Origin of the sequence: Bacillus sp. AFS012607 (assembly GCF_002558005.1) — a bacterium.
In the GTDB taxonomy this organism is placed as follows: Bacteria; Bacillota; Bacilli; order Bacillales; family Bacillaceae_G; genus Bacillus_A; species Bacillus_A thuringiensis_S.
In genome coordinates, this window is record NZ_NTVM01000006.1 from 289829 (window position 1) to 305384 (window position 15556).

A 15556-nucleotide genomic window follows, 5' to 3' on the forward strand; every position below is an offset into this window, starting at 1 on the left:
CTTGATTGTATTGGAAATGGAAAGAGGGGAAATGCATGTTAGAAGTAAATATCCGCTCAGCTGGATATGAAATAGGTGAAAAAACAATTCGTGATATAGCTTTTTCTATCGAAAAAGGTGAACTAGTTGCTCTTATTGGAGCAAATGGTGCTGGGAAGAGTACGACGATAAAAACGATGCTGGGATTACTTGTAAATATGGACGGTGAAATATCATTCGGTGAAAAGAAAAATCCGTATGCATACGTACCAGAACATCCAACATACTATGATTACTTGACGCTCTGGGAACATATTGAATTATTAATGGCAGCTCGTGGAAGTGAAATGGGAAGCTGGGAAGAAAGAGCGGGACAATTATTACATACTTTTCGAATGGATAAGCATAAACATGAATATTTATCAAAGTTTTCAAAAGGTATGAAACAAAAATCGATGCTAATATTGGCGTTTTTAACTGAGCCAGATTTTTATATAATTGACGAACCCTTTATCGGTTTAGATCCAGTAGCTACGAAAGAGTTTTTAAGTTATTTATATAAAGAAAAAGAGCGCGGAGCAGGAATTTTACTTTGTACGCACGTATTGGATACTGCTGAAAAAATTTGTGAAAGATTTTTACTCATTTCACAAGGTACATTAGTCGCAGATGGGCATTTAGAATCTATTCAAATGTTAGCGGAAATGCCGGATAGCTCATTACTAGACTGTTTTGATATAATTGTAAGGCGTGAACAACATGATTAAACAACAATTTTATAAAAGATTATGTCATGAGCTCCAGCGGAAGTGGAATTCTATATGTTCGGTAACAGATTGGACAGTCGCGTTATATATTATTATTCCAACACTTATATTTATGGGAATCTATTATAGGTCACTATGGATAAATGAATTATCAATGGAAGAGACGATTTATTTCGGATTAGGATTACTCGCATTTTATCTAGTAACATATCCGAGAGGAGTTCGTTCGTTTTTTGAGCAAGCGGATAGTTTATTTTTAATTTCGTATGCAACACATATGCGAAAATTAGTCCAGTATGGCATGATGTACACATTTGTTCGAATAGCGATAACGAATGTAATAGTAGTCGTTATTATGTTACCAGTGTTGATGAAAAGTATCGGAGTAACAGAGATACAAGTCGTATTATTTTGGGTATTCTTTACTATATTTCGATTTATGTTGTCGTTGTTAACAAGATTTATTCATGTACAGGTGGGGAAACGATGGGTTTTATGGATTGTAAAAAATGTAGTATTTTCTATGAGCTTGTCCTTTTTTGGAATTAGTTTATTTTTTATTTATAAAAATCTATATTATTCAATTCTATTTATCGGTCTAGTAATTTTCTTAAGTAGTGTATTAGTAAAAGAGAAAATCAATTATAAAAAGTTCTTTTTTAAAGAAATCGAGAAAGAAAAAGAGGAAAGCATGCGCTGGACGAGCGGAATTATGCAAGTTGGTGGTCATGCAGCTAAACCGAGTAGCTCGAATAAAAAACCGTGGATGTTTCCGCGTTCTAAAAGACTATTAGGAAAAAAAGCAGATTCTCTTATTATCGAATCTTTTTTGAAAGAATTTTTCCGTACAAGTACTGCACGAATATTTTATATTCAAATTGTATGTATGAGTACTGCAAGTATAATCATGACTCCAAGGTGGATTGCAGCTATTGTTCTTGTATTTACTGTAGTTGCAATTTCTCGCTATGCGCGTGATTATTGGAATGAATTTACGAAAAAAATGTTTCTTCATTTATATTGTGAAGAAGGAAAATTACTTTTGCTAAGGTGGAAGGCAGATCGTTATTTACTACTACCAGCAATACTCTTGTATGCAATAGTTATACTTGCCCAGTTTTATTTATTGCCAGCTGTGATTGGTGGCTTTGTTTTTATTTTATTAATTGTATGGATTGTATTTTTACCATAAAAAAAGAGCCATTGACGGCTCTTTTTCTAGTCTGTAACACATTGATAAATAAAATATACTAAAACGAGTATGCTTGCGGCGGAATACATGACATCTAAAGTCATTCAAGTGCCTCCTCAATATTGTGGTATTAATATTGTATGAAATCTTACAATTTCATATTCAAGTGAAAAATATGTGAACGTTAACAAAATTGTAAAGTGCAAAAATTATAATCATTTTGTATAATAGAAGAAACCACCGTTATATAAAAAATAATGAGTGAAAGGGGAGGGAACATAAATGCCAAATTGGTTTAGAAAAACCTTAGTCGCATTAATTACCGTATTTACATTTGGTTTAGTGACGCCTCCTTCCATATTGCTTGATAATGCCAAAGCTGCGGACAAGCCTACGAGCACAGCTGGGCAACAAAGTTTGGAGAGCACGTCCTATACATATGAAGAAACGAATGACAGGTTAACCACCGATACTTTTATTACTTATGCAATGCAAGAAGCAGAGAAGCAGTCGATGCAAAAGTTTGGTACTAAAATTGGTCCAGTAATTGAAGATGAATTTAAAGATGTAATATTACCGAAAATTGAAGAGGCAATTGCTGAGCTTGCTAGTGATGTACCAGAAGACTCACTACAATCATTAGCGATTTCTCAAAAACCAGCTGGTGGAAATAATGAAAAGATTTTTCACGTCTACGATACGAAATCAGGAAATGATTTATTGCGTTTCCATGTAAGAAGAGATCATCCGCCGCAAGATGGTTATTATTTTAATTTCCATTATCACCGTTTTGATGATGGATACTCTGGACATCATGAGTTAGGAAATATTTATTGGAATACAAATGTACCGCCGAAATGGTTGTCTTAAAAAGAACAAGAGAAAATCTTGTTCTTTTTTATGTTTATAGAAGGGACAGACAACTATGTTGTTGAATAACATAGGTTTAGAAAAAAGAAGTAAAAGGAGTATGGAGATGCAAAAATACATTGTTTTTGACTTTGATGGCACATTAGTAGATTCGCAAAATATATTTGTACCAATTTATAATCAAATTGCTGAAAAGCACGGATATAAAACGGTAAAGGAAGAAGAAATTGAACATTTACGTAAATTAACGATGCCAGAGAGATGTAAACAACTCGATGTACCACTGTATAAATTACCGATATTAGCGTTGGAGTTTTATAAATTATATCAGCCTGCTATAAAAGATCTTGTTTTATTTCATGGGATGAAGGATGTATTAGATGAACTATATAAAAAAGGATACGGTATTGCGGTTATATCATCTAACTCAGAAGAGCATATTCGGGCATTTTTACACAAGAATGATATAGAAAATATACAAGAAGTGTATTGTTCTAAAAATCTGTTTGGTAAAGATAAAATGATAAAAAGATTTTTAAAATCGAAAAAGATAACAGAGCAGGATATGTTATACGTTGGTGATGAACAGCGAGATGTAGCAGCGTGTAAAAAGGCTGGAGTGAACGTGATTTGGGTATCTTGGGGATATGATGTCATTGAAACAGTGAAAAAAGATGCACCAGATTATATGGTTCATAAGCCGATGGAAATTGTGGAAGTAGTACAAGGAGCGTATTCTTAATATGAATACACTTCGAGCAGGCATTCATCATATTGAATTTTGGGTAGCGAATTTGGAGGAGTCCATTTCTTTTTATAATAAGTTGTTTTCCATAATTGGATGGAGAAAGTTAAATGAAGTAGCATATAGCACAGGAGAAAGTGAAATATATTTTAAAGAAGTAGATGAGGAAATCGTAAGGACGTTAGGGCCTAGACATATTTGTTATCAAGCTATTCATAGAGAAGTAGTTGATGAAGTAGCAGATTTTCTTTCTAGTACGAAAGTGAAGGTAATACGTGGTCCAATTGAAATGAATCATTATTCGGAAGGTTACTATACGATTGATTTTTACGATCCGAATGGATTTATTGTAGAAGTTGCCTATACACCAAAGGCAGAAATGTAAGGGGAATAGATATGAAGATAATTACAGCGCAGCAAAACAATATACAAATTGTAAAAGATGCAGTGGATATTAAAGAAATTTCTAAAGGTTTTTCGCCTGACAAGAAATATATAATTATGAGTGCGAATAATGAAAAATATTTATTTCGGACAGGCGATATAAAAGAGTATGAAAGAAAGAAAATAGAGTTTCAAATTTTAAATGAAATGGTAAAATGTAACGTACAGGCACAAAGGCCAATTGAAATAGGTATATTGGAAGAAGAAGGTGTATGCTATAGTATTTTTTCATATTTAGAAGGGGAAGATGCGAAGAGACTATTGTCTACGTATTCACCAAAAGAACAATATGATATTGGCATAGAGGCAGGAAAAGATTTAGCGAAAATGCATACACTTGAAGCTCCTAAGAATATACTTCCGTGGTATGAAAGAGCAATGAAAAAACATAGGAAATATTTAGAGGCGTATAAAACATGCGGAATTAAAATTGAAAATGATGATAAAATTATTAAGTTTATAGATGAAAATGAAATGTATGTAAAGGATCGCCCAAATCGATTTCAACACGATGATTTTCATTTAGAAAATATAATTGTACGGGATGGGAGATATGTAGGTGTAGTTGATTTTAATGGTTATGACTGGGGCGACCCACTGCATGATTTCGTAAAAATTGCACTATTTGCAAGAGACATTAGTATTCCATATTCAATCGGACAAATAGAAGGATACTTTAATGAGAGAATACCAGAGGAGTTCTGGAAATTATATGCGGTGTACGTTGGCATGACAGTTTTCTCATCAGTTGTCTGGACATTACGAGCAGCACCGCATATGTTGGAGGATACGTTAGAGCGTCTTCATATTGTATTAGAAGATCATAAAAACTTTGAACTATTGAAGCCGATTTGGTTTCAACCAGATAAGATGGATATGAAATAGAAAAGGTAGGTGTGATTCGCACCTACCTTTATTTTTTACCATCAAAATAATTATTTGATTTTCTTAAATGTCAGCGGCTGAGTACTTAACATAGCTGGCACATGTAACTGAAGAGATGGGAATTCACCACTCACATTCATTTCATAAGCGAATAATAAACTCATTTTCATTTGGAATAAGTCAATTTTTGCAGAGAAGATGTCGTAGTGATGATGGTGCAATTGAACCTTCATCTCCATAAATTGTACAAATAACGAATCATCTTGTTTGTATACTTGTAATGTTCCGTATGCAGGATGTTCAAAAGTACCAGTATAATCCTCTAACTTGTGAGAAGGTGTAGTCCCTTTAATTTGTTCAGGAAGCGATTCAGTTGCTTCTTTCATCATTTCCTTCATTTTCTCAGTATCTTCTACAGCACGTTTATGCCAATCAATGGATTCTAATTCAAGTAGTTCGTCATAAATTTGATTAGCGAGATAAGTAGGAAGTAATGTTCCTCCAGCATTCGTTAAAATGACAAGGCCTATGTTTTCTGTTGGTATGAATGAAACAAGTGCTGAAAACCCATCAATATTACCGCCATGATGAATTACCTTATTACCACGGTAAGCGCTAATAAACCAACCAAGACCGTAACTATTTAATGGAGATTCAGGAAGTGATAAAACTGGTTGATCTGGAATGGAATTATGTGGTGTATACATTTGTTGTAATAATTCAGAGGAGATTAATTCATGATTTCCAAATTTACCTTTGTTTAAGTGAAGAAGGACCCAATTTGCCATATCTTCAATTGTAGAATTAATACACCCAGCAGCTCCAACTGTATCGATGTTATGGAATGGAACTTCTTTTATTTTACCTTCATTTTCAACGTAAGGTAAAGCATAATCATCTGTAGTTTGTGAATCTGTAACAGAGAAGTTTGTTTGATTCATATTTAAAGGCTCTAAAATATGTTCTGTAACGTATTGTTCCCACGTTTGATTTGTAATATTTTCCACAATGTAGCTGATTGTTGTATACATTAAGTTGTTATATAGAAACGCTGTTCGGAACGGCGCATCAAGTGGTAAATGTTTTATTTTTTCAACGAGATTTTTTCGAGATAAGGAAGAGCTATACCAAAGAGCCTCATGACGGCTTACACCGGTTCGATGAGAAGCTAAATCTCGTCCGGTAACTTGTGAGCTAGCAAGTACTTCAGATAAAGAGAAGTTAGGTATAAAAGACTGGACAGGACTATCCCAATTAAATTTTTGTTGTTGTGTTAACAAACTTAATGAAAGTGTGCCAAAAGCTTTCGTTGAGGAACCGATTGCGAATCGAGTATGCGGTGTAACAGCCTCTTTTGTTTCTATATTACGATAGCCGAAACCTTCTGAAATAATAACTTCACCGTCTTTTATTACAGCGACAGCAGCACCAGGAACATTTAAATCCTTCATCATTTTTTCAACCGTTGTTTGTAAAGAAGTCATAACAGGCGTTCCAAATTTAGACATACTTCTAACCTCCAAATATAAATTTTGTTCTACCGCACTATACTTTCGGTAATAGAAAATGAAAACCTTTTTAAATTTGGAAAGTTAATAATTTTGTAAGAATTAGTGGGAGAAATTTTATTAATTAGGATTATTAACTTTACCATTTTTCATGTTATGATAAATTGCATATACGATTGAAAGAAGGTTTTCCTACATATGAAACATGCTGAAAATGAATACTTAAATTTATGCCGCCATGTAATGGAACATGGTACGAAGAAAGAAGATCGTACAGGGACAGGAACTGTATCTGTATTTGGATATCAAATGCGTTTTGATTTGAGTAAAGGATTTCCTTTATTAACGACAAAAAGAGTACCATTTCGCCTTGTAGCAAGTGAACTACTTTGGTTTATGAAAGGTGATACAAATATTCGCTATTTATTGCAGCATAATAATAATATTTGGAATGAATGGGCATTTAAGAGCTGGGTGGAAAGTGACGAGTATACTGGTCCTGACATGACTGATTTTGGTCTTCGCTCACAACAAGATGAAGAATTTAAAGTACAGTACGATGAGCAAATGGAATTGTTTAAAAAGAACGTTTTAGAAGATGATGATTTCTCAAATAAATATGGTTATTTAGGAGACGTATACGGTAAACAGTGGCGTGCTTGGAAAACGACAGCCGGTGAGACACTTGATCAATTAAAAGATGTAATTGAAATGATTAAAAAAACACCAGACTCACGTCGTTTAATCGTTTCTGCTTGGAATCCTGAAGACGTACCGAGTATGGCATTACCGCCTTGTCATACATTATTCCAGTTTTATGTAGCGGACGGAAAACTTTCTTGTCAGTTATATCAAAGAAGTGGTGACATATTCCTTGGAATTCCATTTAACATCGCAAGTTATTCACTACTAACACATTTAATTGCACATGAATGTGGTCTTGAAGTAGGAGAATTTGTTCATACAATTGGAGATGCACACATTTATACAAATCATTTTGAACAAGTAGAAAAGCAATTGGCACGTGAACCACGTCCGTTCCCGAAACTTACATTAAATTCAGATGTGAAATCTGTTTTCGATTTTGAAATGGAAGATTTAACGATTGAAGGATACGATCCGCATCCAGCAATTAAAGCACCGGTTGCAGTATAATTGTAGAGGAGATGAAAAAATGATTGTTTCATTTATGGTCGCAATGGACGAAAATAGAGTAATTGGTAAAGATAATAATTTACCTTGGCGTTTACCGAGTGAATTACAATACGTGAAGAAAACAACGATGGGTCACCCGCTTATTATGGGAAGAAAGAACTATGAAGCGATTGGTAGACCGCTGCCTGGAAGACGTAATATTATTGTAACTCGTAATGAAGGATATCACGTTGAAGGATGTGAAGTTGTTCATTCTGTAGAAGAAGTATTTGAACTATGTAAAAATGAAGAAGAGATTTTTATTTTTGGCGGGGCGCAAATTTATGATCTCTTTTTACCTTATGTAGACAAATTGTATATAACAAAAATCCATTATGCATTTGAAGGAGATACATTCTTCCCAGAAATGGATATGACAAATTGGAAAGAGATTTTTGTGGAAAAAGGTTTAACGGATGAACAAAACCCGTATACGTATTATTACCATGTATATGAGAAACAACAATAATAAAAAAGGTTGATGTGAGAATTCGCATCAATCTTTTTATTTATATTCACCAATATAAGTTTATAGATGAGATTCGATAGTGCTATAATGATAGGTAGCATGTAAAAAATGCTAAAATTTTCAAAATTACTAATATAGAAAGAGGAGGAGAATGGATTGAGAAAGATATGGGGGATTCTTTTTCTTTGCTTAACATTCATGTTAGTTGGATGCGGTAAAGAAGAAAAACCACAAGAAGCGTTTGATACATATGTAAAAGCATGGAATAAACAAAAATTTGCAGATATGTATGATCAACTATCAAAAAATGCAAAAAAAGATATTTCAAAGAAAGAGTTTACTGAGAAATATGAAAAAATTTATTCTGGTATCGAAGTAAAAGACTTAAAGGTAGAAACAGGGGAAGTAAAAGAAGATAAAAAAGATGAAGGCCCTGTTCCTTTTAAAGTAAGCATGGATACAGTTGGTGGTAAAATTACTTTTGGCCATGAAGCAAAAATGGTGAAAGAAAAAGATGGAGATAAAGAATCTTGGAAAATAGATTGGACTCCTGATTTTATTTTCCCTGGTATGACGAAAGATAGTAAAGTGCGTATGCAGACAACACAGCCAAAACGTGGTGAAATATACGATCGTAATGGAAAAGGTCTTGCAACGAATGGGAAAGCTTCTGAAATTGGAATAGTTCCAGAAAAATTAGACGATACTGCTCCGCAAACGAAAGAGACAGTAGCGAAGTTGTTAAATATGACTGTAGAAGAAATTGATCAAAAATTAGCTGCTAAATGGGTAAAACCAGGGTATCTCGTACCAATTGGAATTTTGCCTGAAGGGGCAACGCAAAATACGTACATTGATTTAGCAGGTGTTTCAACAAAACCTGTAAATGTTCGTACATATCCATTAGGGGAAGCGGCAGCTCATCTAACTGGTTATATCGGAAAGGTAAATGCTGAAGATTTAAAAACGCTTCAAAAGAAAGGCTATCAAGCTGATGATCCAGTTGGTAAAGCTGGTTTAGAGCAAGTATTAGAGGAAAAGCTACGCGGTAAAAAAGGTGGCCGTGTCTTTGTAGAAGATGCACAAGGAAAAGAAATTAAAAACTTGGCAAAAACAGATGCTGTTGATGGAGAAAACGTAACTTTAACTATTGATAGTGCTGTTCAAGAAAAAACGTACAATGAAATGAAGGGCGAAGCTGGTTCAAGTGCAGCAATTAATCCGAAAAGTGGAGAAACAATTGCACTAGTAAGTAGTCCAGCATATGATCCGAATTTAATTGCACGAGGAACATCGAAAGCACAACGCGAAGCTTGGAATAATGATCCGAAAAAACCGATGACGAATCGCTTTACACAATTATCGGTACCAGGTTCTGTATTTAAACCAATTACAGCTGCAATTGGTCTTGAAACGAAAACGATTGATCCAAAAGAAGAGTTAAAAATTGAAGGATTAAAATGGACAAAAGATTCTTCTTGGGGTAATTATTATGTAACGCGTGTGAAAGATGCAAATCCGATTGATTTTGATAAGGCGATGAAATACTCGGATAATATTTACTTCGCACAAGAAGCATTGAAAATCGGAAAAGACAAGTTTATGAGTGAAGCGAAAAAATTCGGATTCGATGAAAAATTACCAATTGAATATGGATTCCCTGCTTCTAAAATTGCAAATGACGGTATTAAAAATGATATTCAAATGGCAGATACAGGATATGGACAAGGGCAAGTATTAATGACTCCTCTTCATTTAGCTTTAACGTATGCGCCAATTGTAAATGATGGAACGATTCCATCACCGTATATTATTAAAACAGATAAACAACCAAAAGCTTGGAAAGAAAATGTAATTTCTAAAGGAAATCAGGATATATTAAAAACTGCTATGACGAAAGTAATTAATGATCCGGATGGTACAGGGAAAATTGCTAAAATTGATGGAATGACTCTTGCTGGAAAAACAGGTACAGCGGAATTAAAAGTATCCAAAGAGGCCGAAGGAAAAGAACTAGGCTGGTTCGCTGCATTTGATTTGAATTCACCAGATATGGTCATTACAATGATGATTGAAGATGTAAAAGGTAGAGGTGGAAGTAACATTCCAGCTGAAAAAGTAAAACATGTTTTTCAAAAATAATATGTAATAAAAGGCTATCTCTATAAATTATAGAGATAGCCTTTTTGTATGAGGAGTCTTAATATCTGTATACTAAATTTTAAAGAAACAAAATAAATCATTAACTTACGAAAAAAAAGTAGCTATTTTTTATTGACATTAATTAAAACTTTTTGTATTATACTTACATAAGGTAAGTTATTAACTTTCGAAAAATAAATCTTGAATTAAAGATAAAGAGAAAAAAGGGAGAGAATACAATGACAAAAGTACTATTTATCACAGCAAATCCAAATTCAGCAGAAGGTTCTTTCGGAATGGCAGTAGGGGAAGCTTTCATCGAGGCTTATAAAAACGAGCATCCACAAGACGAAGTTGTAACAATTGATCTATTCAATACTACTGTACCAGCAATCGATGCAGATGTATTTGGTGCTTGGGGTAAATTTGCAGCAGGTGAAGGTTTTGAAACTTTAACTGAAGTTCAACAACAAAAAGTAGCAGCAATGAACACAAACTTAGAAACATTTATGCATGCAGATCGTTATGTATTCGTAACTCCAATGTGGAACTTTAGCTATCCACCAGTAGTAAAAGCATACTTAGATAACGTAGCAATCGCAGGTAAAACATTCAAATATACTGAAAATGGTCCAGTTGGCTTATTAGAAGGTAAAAAAGCACTTCACATTCAAGCAACAGGTGGCGTATATTCTGAAGGAGCATACGCAGCTGTAGACTTCGGTCGTAATCACTTAAAAACTGTATTAGGATTTGTCGGAGTAAATGAAACTGAATATATTGCAGTTGAAGGTATGAATGCAAACCCTGAAAAAGCACAAGAAATTAAAGAAGCAGCAATTGCTAATGCTCGTGAATTAGCAAAACGTTTCTAATATAGAATGCCTTAAAAAGTCCAAACACTTGATGTTTGGACTTTTTTTCTTCTTTTTCCTTCGTTTGTCTAGTATAATGAAGGTCGGAATGATAATAGGTGGGGGTTCTGTATGATTCAAACGTTTTTTAAAATCTTTTATTTAATTTTAATCGTAATTGCGATTACACCGAGAATGTGGCGTCTTAAAAGACAAGTAAATACGATGGCGCCAAAAGAAAAAGATAATGCTGTGTACAAAACGACAAATTGGTTTGGTAAGAAAATGGTACGTGTAGCTGGAGGGACAGTAGAAGTGAAAGGGCTTGAAAATGTTCCGAAAGACAAGCCGGTACTAGTTGTAAGTAATCACCAAAGTAATATGGATATCCCTGTTTTACTAGGTTACTTAAATAAACCAATTGGATTCGTGTCAAAAGCAGAAATTAAAAAGTTCCCAGTTGTGCCAACTTGGATGGAACTTATGAATTGTGTATTTATGGATCGTAGCGATCGTCGTCAATCTCTTAAAGCAATTAAAGATGGAATCGAGCTATTAAAGAATGGACATTCTATCGTAATTTTCCCAGAAGGGACAAGAAGTAAGGGTGGCGAAGTTGGAGAGTTTAAGGCTGGTAGTTTTCATCTTGCAGTAAAGTCAGGTGTAGCAATTTTACCTGTAACGTTAGATGGTACATATAAGATGTTTGAAGCGAATGGAAATCGTATGAAGCCAGCTCATGCAACAGTAACAATTTCTAAGCCGATTACACCTGAAGATTATGCGAATATGGATATTAAAGAATTAACGAAGCATACACAGGAAGTTATCGCATCACAATTACATAAGTAGTAAAAAAGGTTTCAGCTTATAGTAAGCTGAAACCTTTTTTATTATGCTGTAGGTAAGACATAAAAGAGTACACAAAAGAACATCATCGCACTACCACCTAAAACGAACAGGTGCCATATGGCATGGTTGAAAGGTAGCTTTTCCCAAAGGAAGAATATAGCTCCGACAGAATATAAAATTCCACCTGCTAAAAGTAGTGAAAAACCATGTCCAGTTAGATTTTCATAAAGTGGTTTAATGGCAACGATTATGAGCCAGCCCATAATGATGTAACATAAAGTTGATGCCTTTATAAAGCGACGTACAAAGAAAATTTTGAAGACGATACCTCCGATTGCAAGTGTCCATATAATAGCAAGTAACGTCCATCCTAATGGGCCACGAAGTGTAATAAGTAGAAAAGGAGTATACGTGCCAGCAATCAATAAGTAAATGGCTGAATGATCTAAAATAGTAAATATTTTTTCAACTTTAGGATGATGGATGCTGTGTAGCAATGTTGAAAACAAGTACAGTAAGAACATGCTTACACCATAAACAGTAAATGCAACTACAGCTGATGCGGTACCGTGCTTAGAAGCATGAATAATCAATATGATTAAGGCAGGGATGCTTAAAATGGCACCGATACCATGTGTAATTGCATTTGCAATTTCTTCTTTTACAAATTGGGTCATTCGTGTCATTTTTTCAGTCATAATGCAAATCCTTTCTACTATCATGAAATAATATGTCATTTCCCTTACCATATCATACACAAGGGCAATAGAAAATGAAATTTGTATAATTGATTATATTTTTGAATTTTTTTGACAAAAGGCAATGGATTTGTTGACGTTTTCAAACTTTTTTGACAAAATAAAATTATGTAATAGTAGGACAAGGAAACTACTAATAAAGGGGATGGGGAAATGTTTTCAAATATTGGCTTTCCAGGGTTAATTTTAATTTTAGTAGCAGTACTCATTTTATTTGGGCCTAAAAAATTGCCGGAAATCGGGAAGGCTTTAGGGGAAACGTTAAAAGAGTTTAAAAAATCAACGAAAGAATTGACAGATGACGCATTTCAAGAAAAGGAAAAGAAAGAAAAAATGTAATGTATTTTCCTTGTAATGGATAAATAAAGTGTGGTGAACGAGTTGGAAGATCGGGAAATGAGCGTAGTAGAACATATTGTTGAGCTTCGAAAAAGAGTAATATATACGGTGTTATCCTTTGTACTATTTTTAATTATCGGATTTACTTTTACAAAGGATATTTATTTTTGGCTTGTAAAAGATTTACCAATGAAATTAACTGTTCTCGGTCCAAGTGATGTATTGTGGATTTTTTTCTCGATTGCTACAGTATTTGCTATCGTTTGTACAATTCCTTTTGCTGCTATACAAATTTGGTTATTTGTAAAACCGGGTTTACATCCAAATGAACAAAAGATGACAATAATGTATATACCGGTATTGTCTATATTATTTATTGCAGGTTTATGTTTTGGATACTTTATTGTAATGCCATTTCTATTTCACTTTTTAACTACGATAGGTAATGAAATGTTTAATACGATGTTTACGACAGAAAAGTATTTTCATTTTGTACTTAATTTAACAGTCCCATTTGCTGTGATTTTTGAATTACCAGTCGTTGTAATGTTTTTAACTAGTATTGGAATACTTACGGCGGAATTTTTAATAAAAATAAGAAGATATGCTTACGTAGCACTGATTATCATTGCATCTTGTATATCACCGCCTGACTTTTTATCTCATAGTTTAGTTGCGGTGCCGCTTATTTGTATTTATGAAGTAAGTATTGCTTTATCAAAGGTTGTTAGTAAGAGGAAAAAGAAAAGAGAAGAAATGCAGTCGAAAAGTGCCTCGTTATAAAGGCACTTTTTTATTTATTGGTTATACTATAGCTATAAACGTATACAATATATAGAAGAAAAAAATTATAGAATCTCCAAAATTTAGACAAACTTTGCGCTTTTATAAGCTTATACTAAATGTATTAAACAATTGATGGATAATGAGATTCCCGTCTCGGAGATATTTAGGATGGGAAGATGGATTAGGTGGAGATGAATAGAGTATAAATCTTCTAGCCATAAGGACTACAGAAATCATATAAGTCTGATTTTACTCCACGTTAAACAACGTGTTACAACGCAAAGTAGAGGAAGTTCAAAAATCCAATGAAAAAGAGGATTGATATTGTGATTACGAAAAGTTTTTATTTCACTCATTCAACAGGGGATTGTATTAAAATATTCGAAATCCCTGTCCTACAGGCGCAGCATCCATTATCGTTTCTAATTCAGTCTCGTCTTCAATTATTTATTGCAAAAATTCAAAAACAAAAACATCCAAGATTTGCATATTCTTTCCGTGAATATTTACAAAATTGTTTGAAGTGGAATGATTATTTAAATGTATATAAAACAAATACTCTTGAAAAAAATGCATGATATAGAGTAGAGACAGGGTTAGGAGCTCTGTCTTTTTCATTTTAGATATAAAAATATAATTAATTTGATGAAATTTCGTTCCAAATTGTTGAAAGCAATGGGAATACTAGTATAATAACAAGGAGAGCGTATTGGAAAGGGAAGAATATAATATGCAAAAAATTAAAATTGTAACAGATTCAACGGCAGATTTATCACAAGAAGTAATCGAGAAGTATGACATTCATGTTCTACCATTATCAATCTCTGTAAATGGACAAACATATTTAGATCGCGTTGATCTACAACCAGATGAATTTATTGAAGAAATGCTTAAATCAGAGGAATTACCAAAAACATCGCAACCAGCAATGGGTACATTTGTAGAAATGTATAACAAGTTAGGTGAAGATGGAAGTGAAGTACTTTCCATTCATATGACAAGTGGAATGAGTGGTACTGTAGCAACTGCAAATAGTGCTGCATCAATGACCGATACAAAAGTAACAGTTGTTGATTCTCAATTTATTACACATGCTTTAGCATATCAAGTAATTGAAGCTGCAAAAATGGCAAATGAAGGGCGCTCACTAGAAGAAATTTTAAAACGTGTAGATGAAGTAAGAAAGAATACTCGTTTATATGTAGTAGTAGATACATTAGAAAACTTAGTGAAGGGTGGACGTATCGGTAAAGGAAAAGCGTTTATCGGTTCGCTGCTTAATATAAAGCCAATTGCTAGTCTTGAAGACGGTGTTTATAATCCTGTAACGAAAGTTCGTAGCCAAGGCCAAATTGTAAAAACATTAGCTAAGTTATTTGAGCAAGATACAGCTGGAAAAGTTGTAAAGGCTGTTGCAATTCCACATGCGAAAGCAATTCCTTTAGCTGAAAGTATGAAAGCGGCGGTTGAAAAAGTGAGTGGGTTTGCTCAATCAGAAATTTTCTATACAACGCCTATAATTAGTACTCATACAGGTCCGGGTGCAATCGGATTTATGTATTTAGCAGAGTAATAAAAAAGCTACTTGAAAATATATTTCAAGTAGCTTTTTTATGTAAATAGAAAGTAAGAAATAAGAAGAGCTATACAGGCACTACCGCTAATGATATAGCGAGTCTGTAAATATCTATTCATAGAAAACACCCTTTATCCCGCAATTTGCGGACAGTAAAACTCCCACCTCAAAATTTAGCTGGAGCAAAGAGGTTAGG

General features: G+C 33.8%; 17 protein-coding genes. 15 read left to right on the forward strand and 2 right to left on the reverse strand.

Going from position 1 to position 15556, the window contains the following annotated elements; translation table 11 throughout:
* Positions 1–35: 35 nt before the first annotated feature.
* The 6 genes from CN409_RS06160 (at position 36) to CN409_RS06185 (ending at position 4882) form a co-directional block, all read left to right on the forward strand.
* Complete coding sequence (locus CN409_RS06160; RefSeq protein WP_000895248.1) at positions 36–746, forward strand: ABC transporter ATP-binding protein; 711 nt, start codon at positions 36–38, stop codon at positions 744–746.
* Positions 739–1938: an ABC transporter permease gene (locus CN409_RS06165; RefSeq protein ID WP_086391031.1), complete on the forward strand. Its 1200-nt coding sequence runs from the start codon at positions 739–741 to the stop codon at positions 1936–1938. Before CN409_RS06160 ends, CN409_RS06165 begins: the two co-directional genes overlap by 8 nt.
* 282 nt (positions 1939–2220) lie before the next feature.
* Positions 2221–2808: a YpjP family protein gene (locus CN409_RS06170; RefSeq protein ID WP_001134421.1), complete on the forward strand. Its 588-nt coding sequence runs from the start codon at positions 2221–2223 to the stop codon at positions 2806–2808.
* Positions 2809–2914: 106 nt separating this feature from the next.
* Complete coding sequence (locus CN409_RS06175; protein WP_001174980.1) at positions 2915–3550, forward strand: HAD family hydrolase; 636 nt, start codon at positions 2915–2917, stop codon at positions 3548–3550.
* A gap of 1 nt (position 3551) precedes the next feature.
* Complete coding sequence (locus CN409_RS06180) at positions 3552–3938, forward strand: VOC family protein (RefSeq protein ID WP_001094667.1); 387 nt, start codon at positions 3552–3554, stop codon at positions 3936–3938.
* Between the two features lie 11 nt (positions 3939–3949).
* Complete coding sequence (locus tag CN409_RS06185; protein ID WP_000692069.1) at positions 3950–4882, forward strand: aminoglycoside phosphotransferase family protein; 933 nt, start codon at positions 3950–3952, stop codon at positions 4880–4882.
* A gap of 50 nt (positions 4883–4932) precedes the next feature.
* Here the strand turns inward: CN409_RS06185 and CN409_RS06190 are convergent, their stop codons facing one another.
* Positions 4933–6390: a serine hydrolase gene (locus CN409_RS06190; RefSeq protein WP_000032719.1), complete on the reverse strand. Its 1458-nt coding sequence runs from the start codon at positions 6388–6390 to the stop codon at positions 4933–4935.
* Positions 6391–6588: 198 nt separating this feature from the next.
* Between CN409_RS06190 and CN409_RS06195 the strand changes: the two genes are divergently transcribed.
* The 5 genes from CN409_RS06195 (at position 6589) to CN409_RS06215 (ending at position 11901) form a co-directional block, all read left to right on the forward strand.
* Complete coding sequence (locus tag CN409_RS06195; protein ID WP_000679602.1) at positions 6589–7545, forward strand: thymidylate synthase; 957 nt, start codon at positions 6589–6591, stop codon at positions 7543–7545.
* Between the two features lie 19 nt (positions 7546–7564).
* Positions 7565–8053, forward strand: coding sequence for a dihydrofolate reductase (locus tag CN409_RS06200; RefSeq protein ID WP_000637208.1), 489 nt, complete (start codon positions 7565–7567; stop codon positions 8051–8053).
* A gap of 156 nt (positions 8054–8209) precedes the next feature.
* Complete coding sequence (gene pbpC / locus CN409_RS06205; RefSeq protein WP_001227237.1) at positions 8210–10195, forward strand: penicillin-binding protein 3; 1986 nt, start codon at positions 8210–8212, stop codon at positions 10193–10195.
* A gap of 239 nt (positions 10196–10434) precedes the next feature.
* Positions 10435–11070 (forward strand): FMN-dependent NADH-azoreductase, encoded by a 636-nt coding sequence (locus CN409_RS06210; protein ID WP_000170033.1) that lies wholly within the window; start codon positions 10435–10437, stop codon positions 11068–11070.
* Positions 11071–11181: 111 nt separating this feature from the next.
* Positions 11182–11901, forward strand: coding sequence for a lysophospholipid acyltransferase family protein (locus tag CN409_RS06215; protein ID WP_000616579.1), 720 nt, complete (start codon positions 11182–11184; stop codon positions 11899–11901).
* A gap of 41 nt (positions 11902–11942) precedes the next feature.
* Here the strand turns inward: CN409_RS06215 and trhA are convergent, their stop codons facing one another.
* Positions 11943–12599 carry a PAQR family membrane homeostasis protein TrhA gene (gene trhA / locus CN409_RS06220; RefSeq protein ID WP_000136889.1) on the reverse strand — a complete coding sequence of 219 codons (657 nt, stop codon included), beginning with the start codon at positions 12597–12599 and terminating at the stop codon, positions 11943–11945.
* 213 nt (positions 12600–12812) lie between these two features.
* Here trhA and CN409_RS06225 point away from each other — a divergent pair, with 213 nt between their 5' ends.
* From CN409_RS06225 to CN409_RS06240, 4 genes are all read left to right on the forward strand, one after another.
* Positions 12813–12998 carry a twin-arginine translocase TatA/TatE family subunit gene (locus tag CN409_RS06225; RefSeq protein ID WP_000492443.1) on the forward strand — a complete coding sequence of 62 codons (186 nt, stop codon included), beginning with the start codon at positions 12813–12815 and terminating at the stop codon, positions 12996–12998.
* Positions 12999–13055: 57 nt separating this feature from the next.
* Positions 13056–13781, forward strand: coding sequence for a twin-arginine translocase subunit TatC (gene tatC / locus CN409_RS06230; RefSeq protein WP_000117643.1), 726 nt, complete (start codon positions 13056–13058; stop codon positions 13779–13781).
* Positions 13782–14110: 329 nt separating this feature from the next.
* Positions 14111–14362 carry a DUF2535 family protein gene (locus CN409_RS06235; protein ID WP_000629010.1) on the forward strand — a complete coding sequence of 84 codons (252 nt, stop codon included), beginning with the start codon at positions 14111–14113 and terminating at the stop codon, positions 14360–14362.
* A 152-nt stretch (positions 14363–14514) separates the two neighbouring features.
* Positions 14515–15357: a DegV family protein gene (locus tag CN409_RS06240; RefSeq protein WP_014894780.1), complete on the forward strand. Its 843-nt coding sequence runs from the start codon at positions 14515–14517 to the stop codon at positions 15355–15357.
* The last annotated feature ends 199 nt before the right edge of the window (positions 15358–15556 follow it).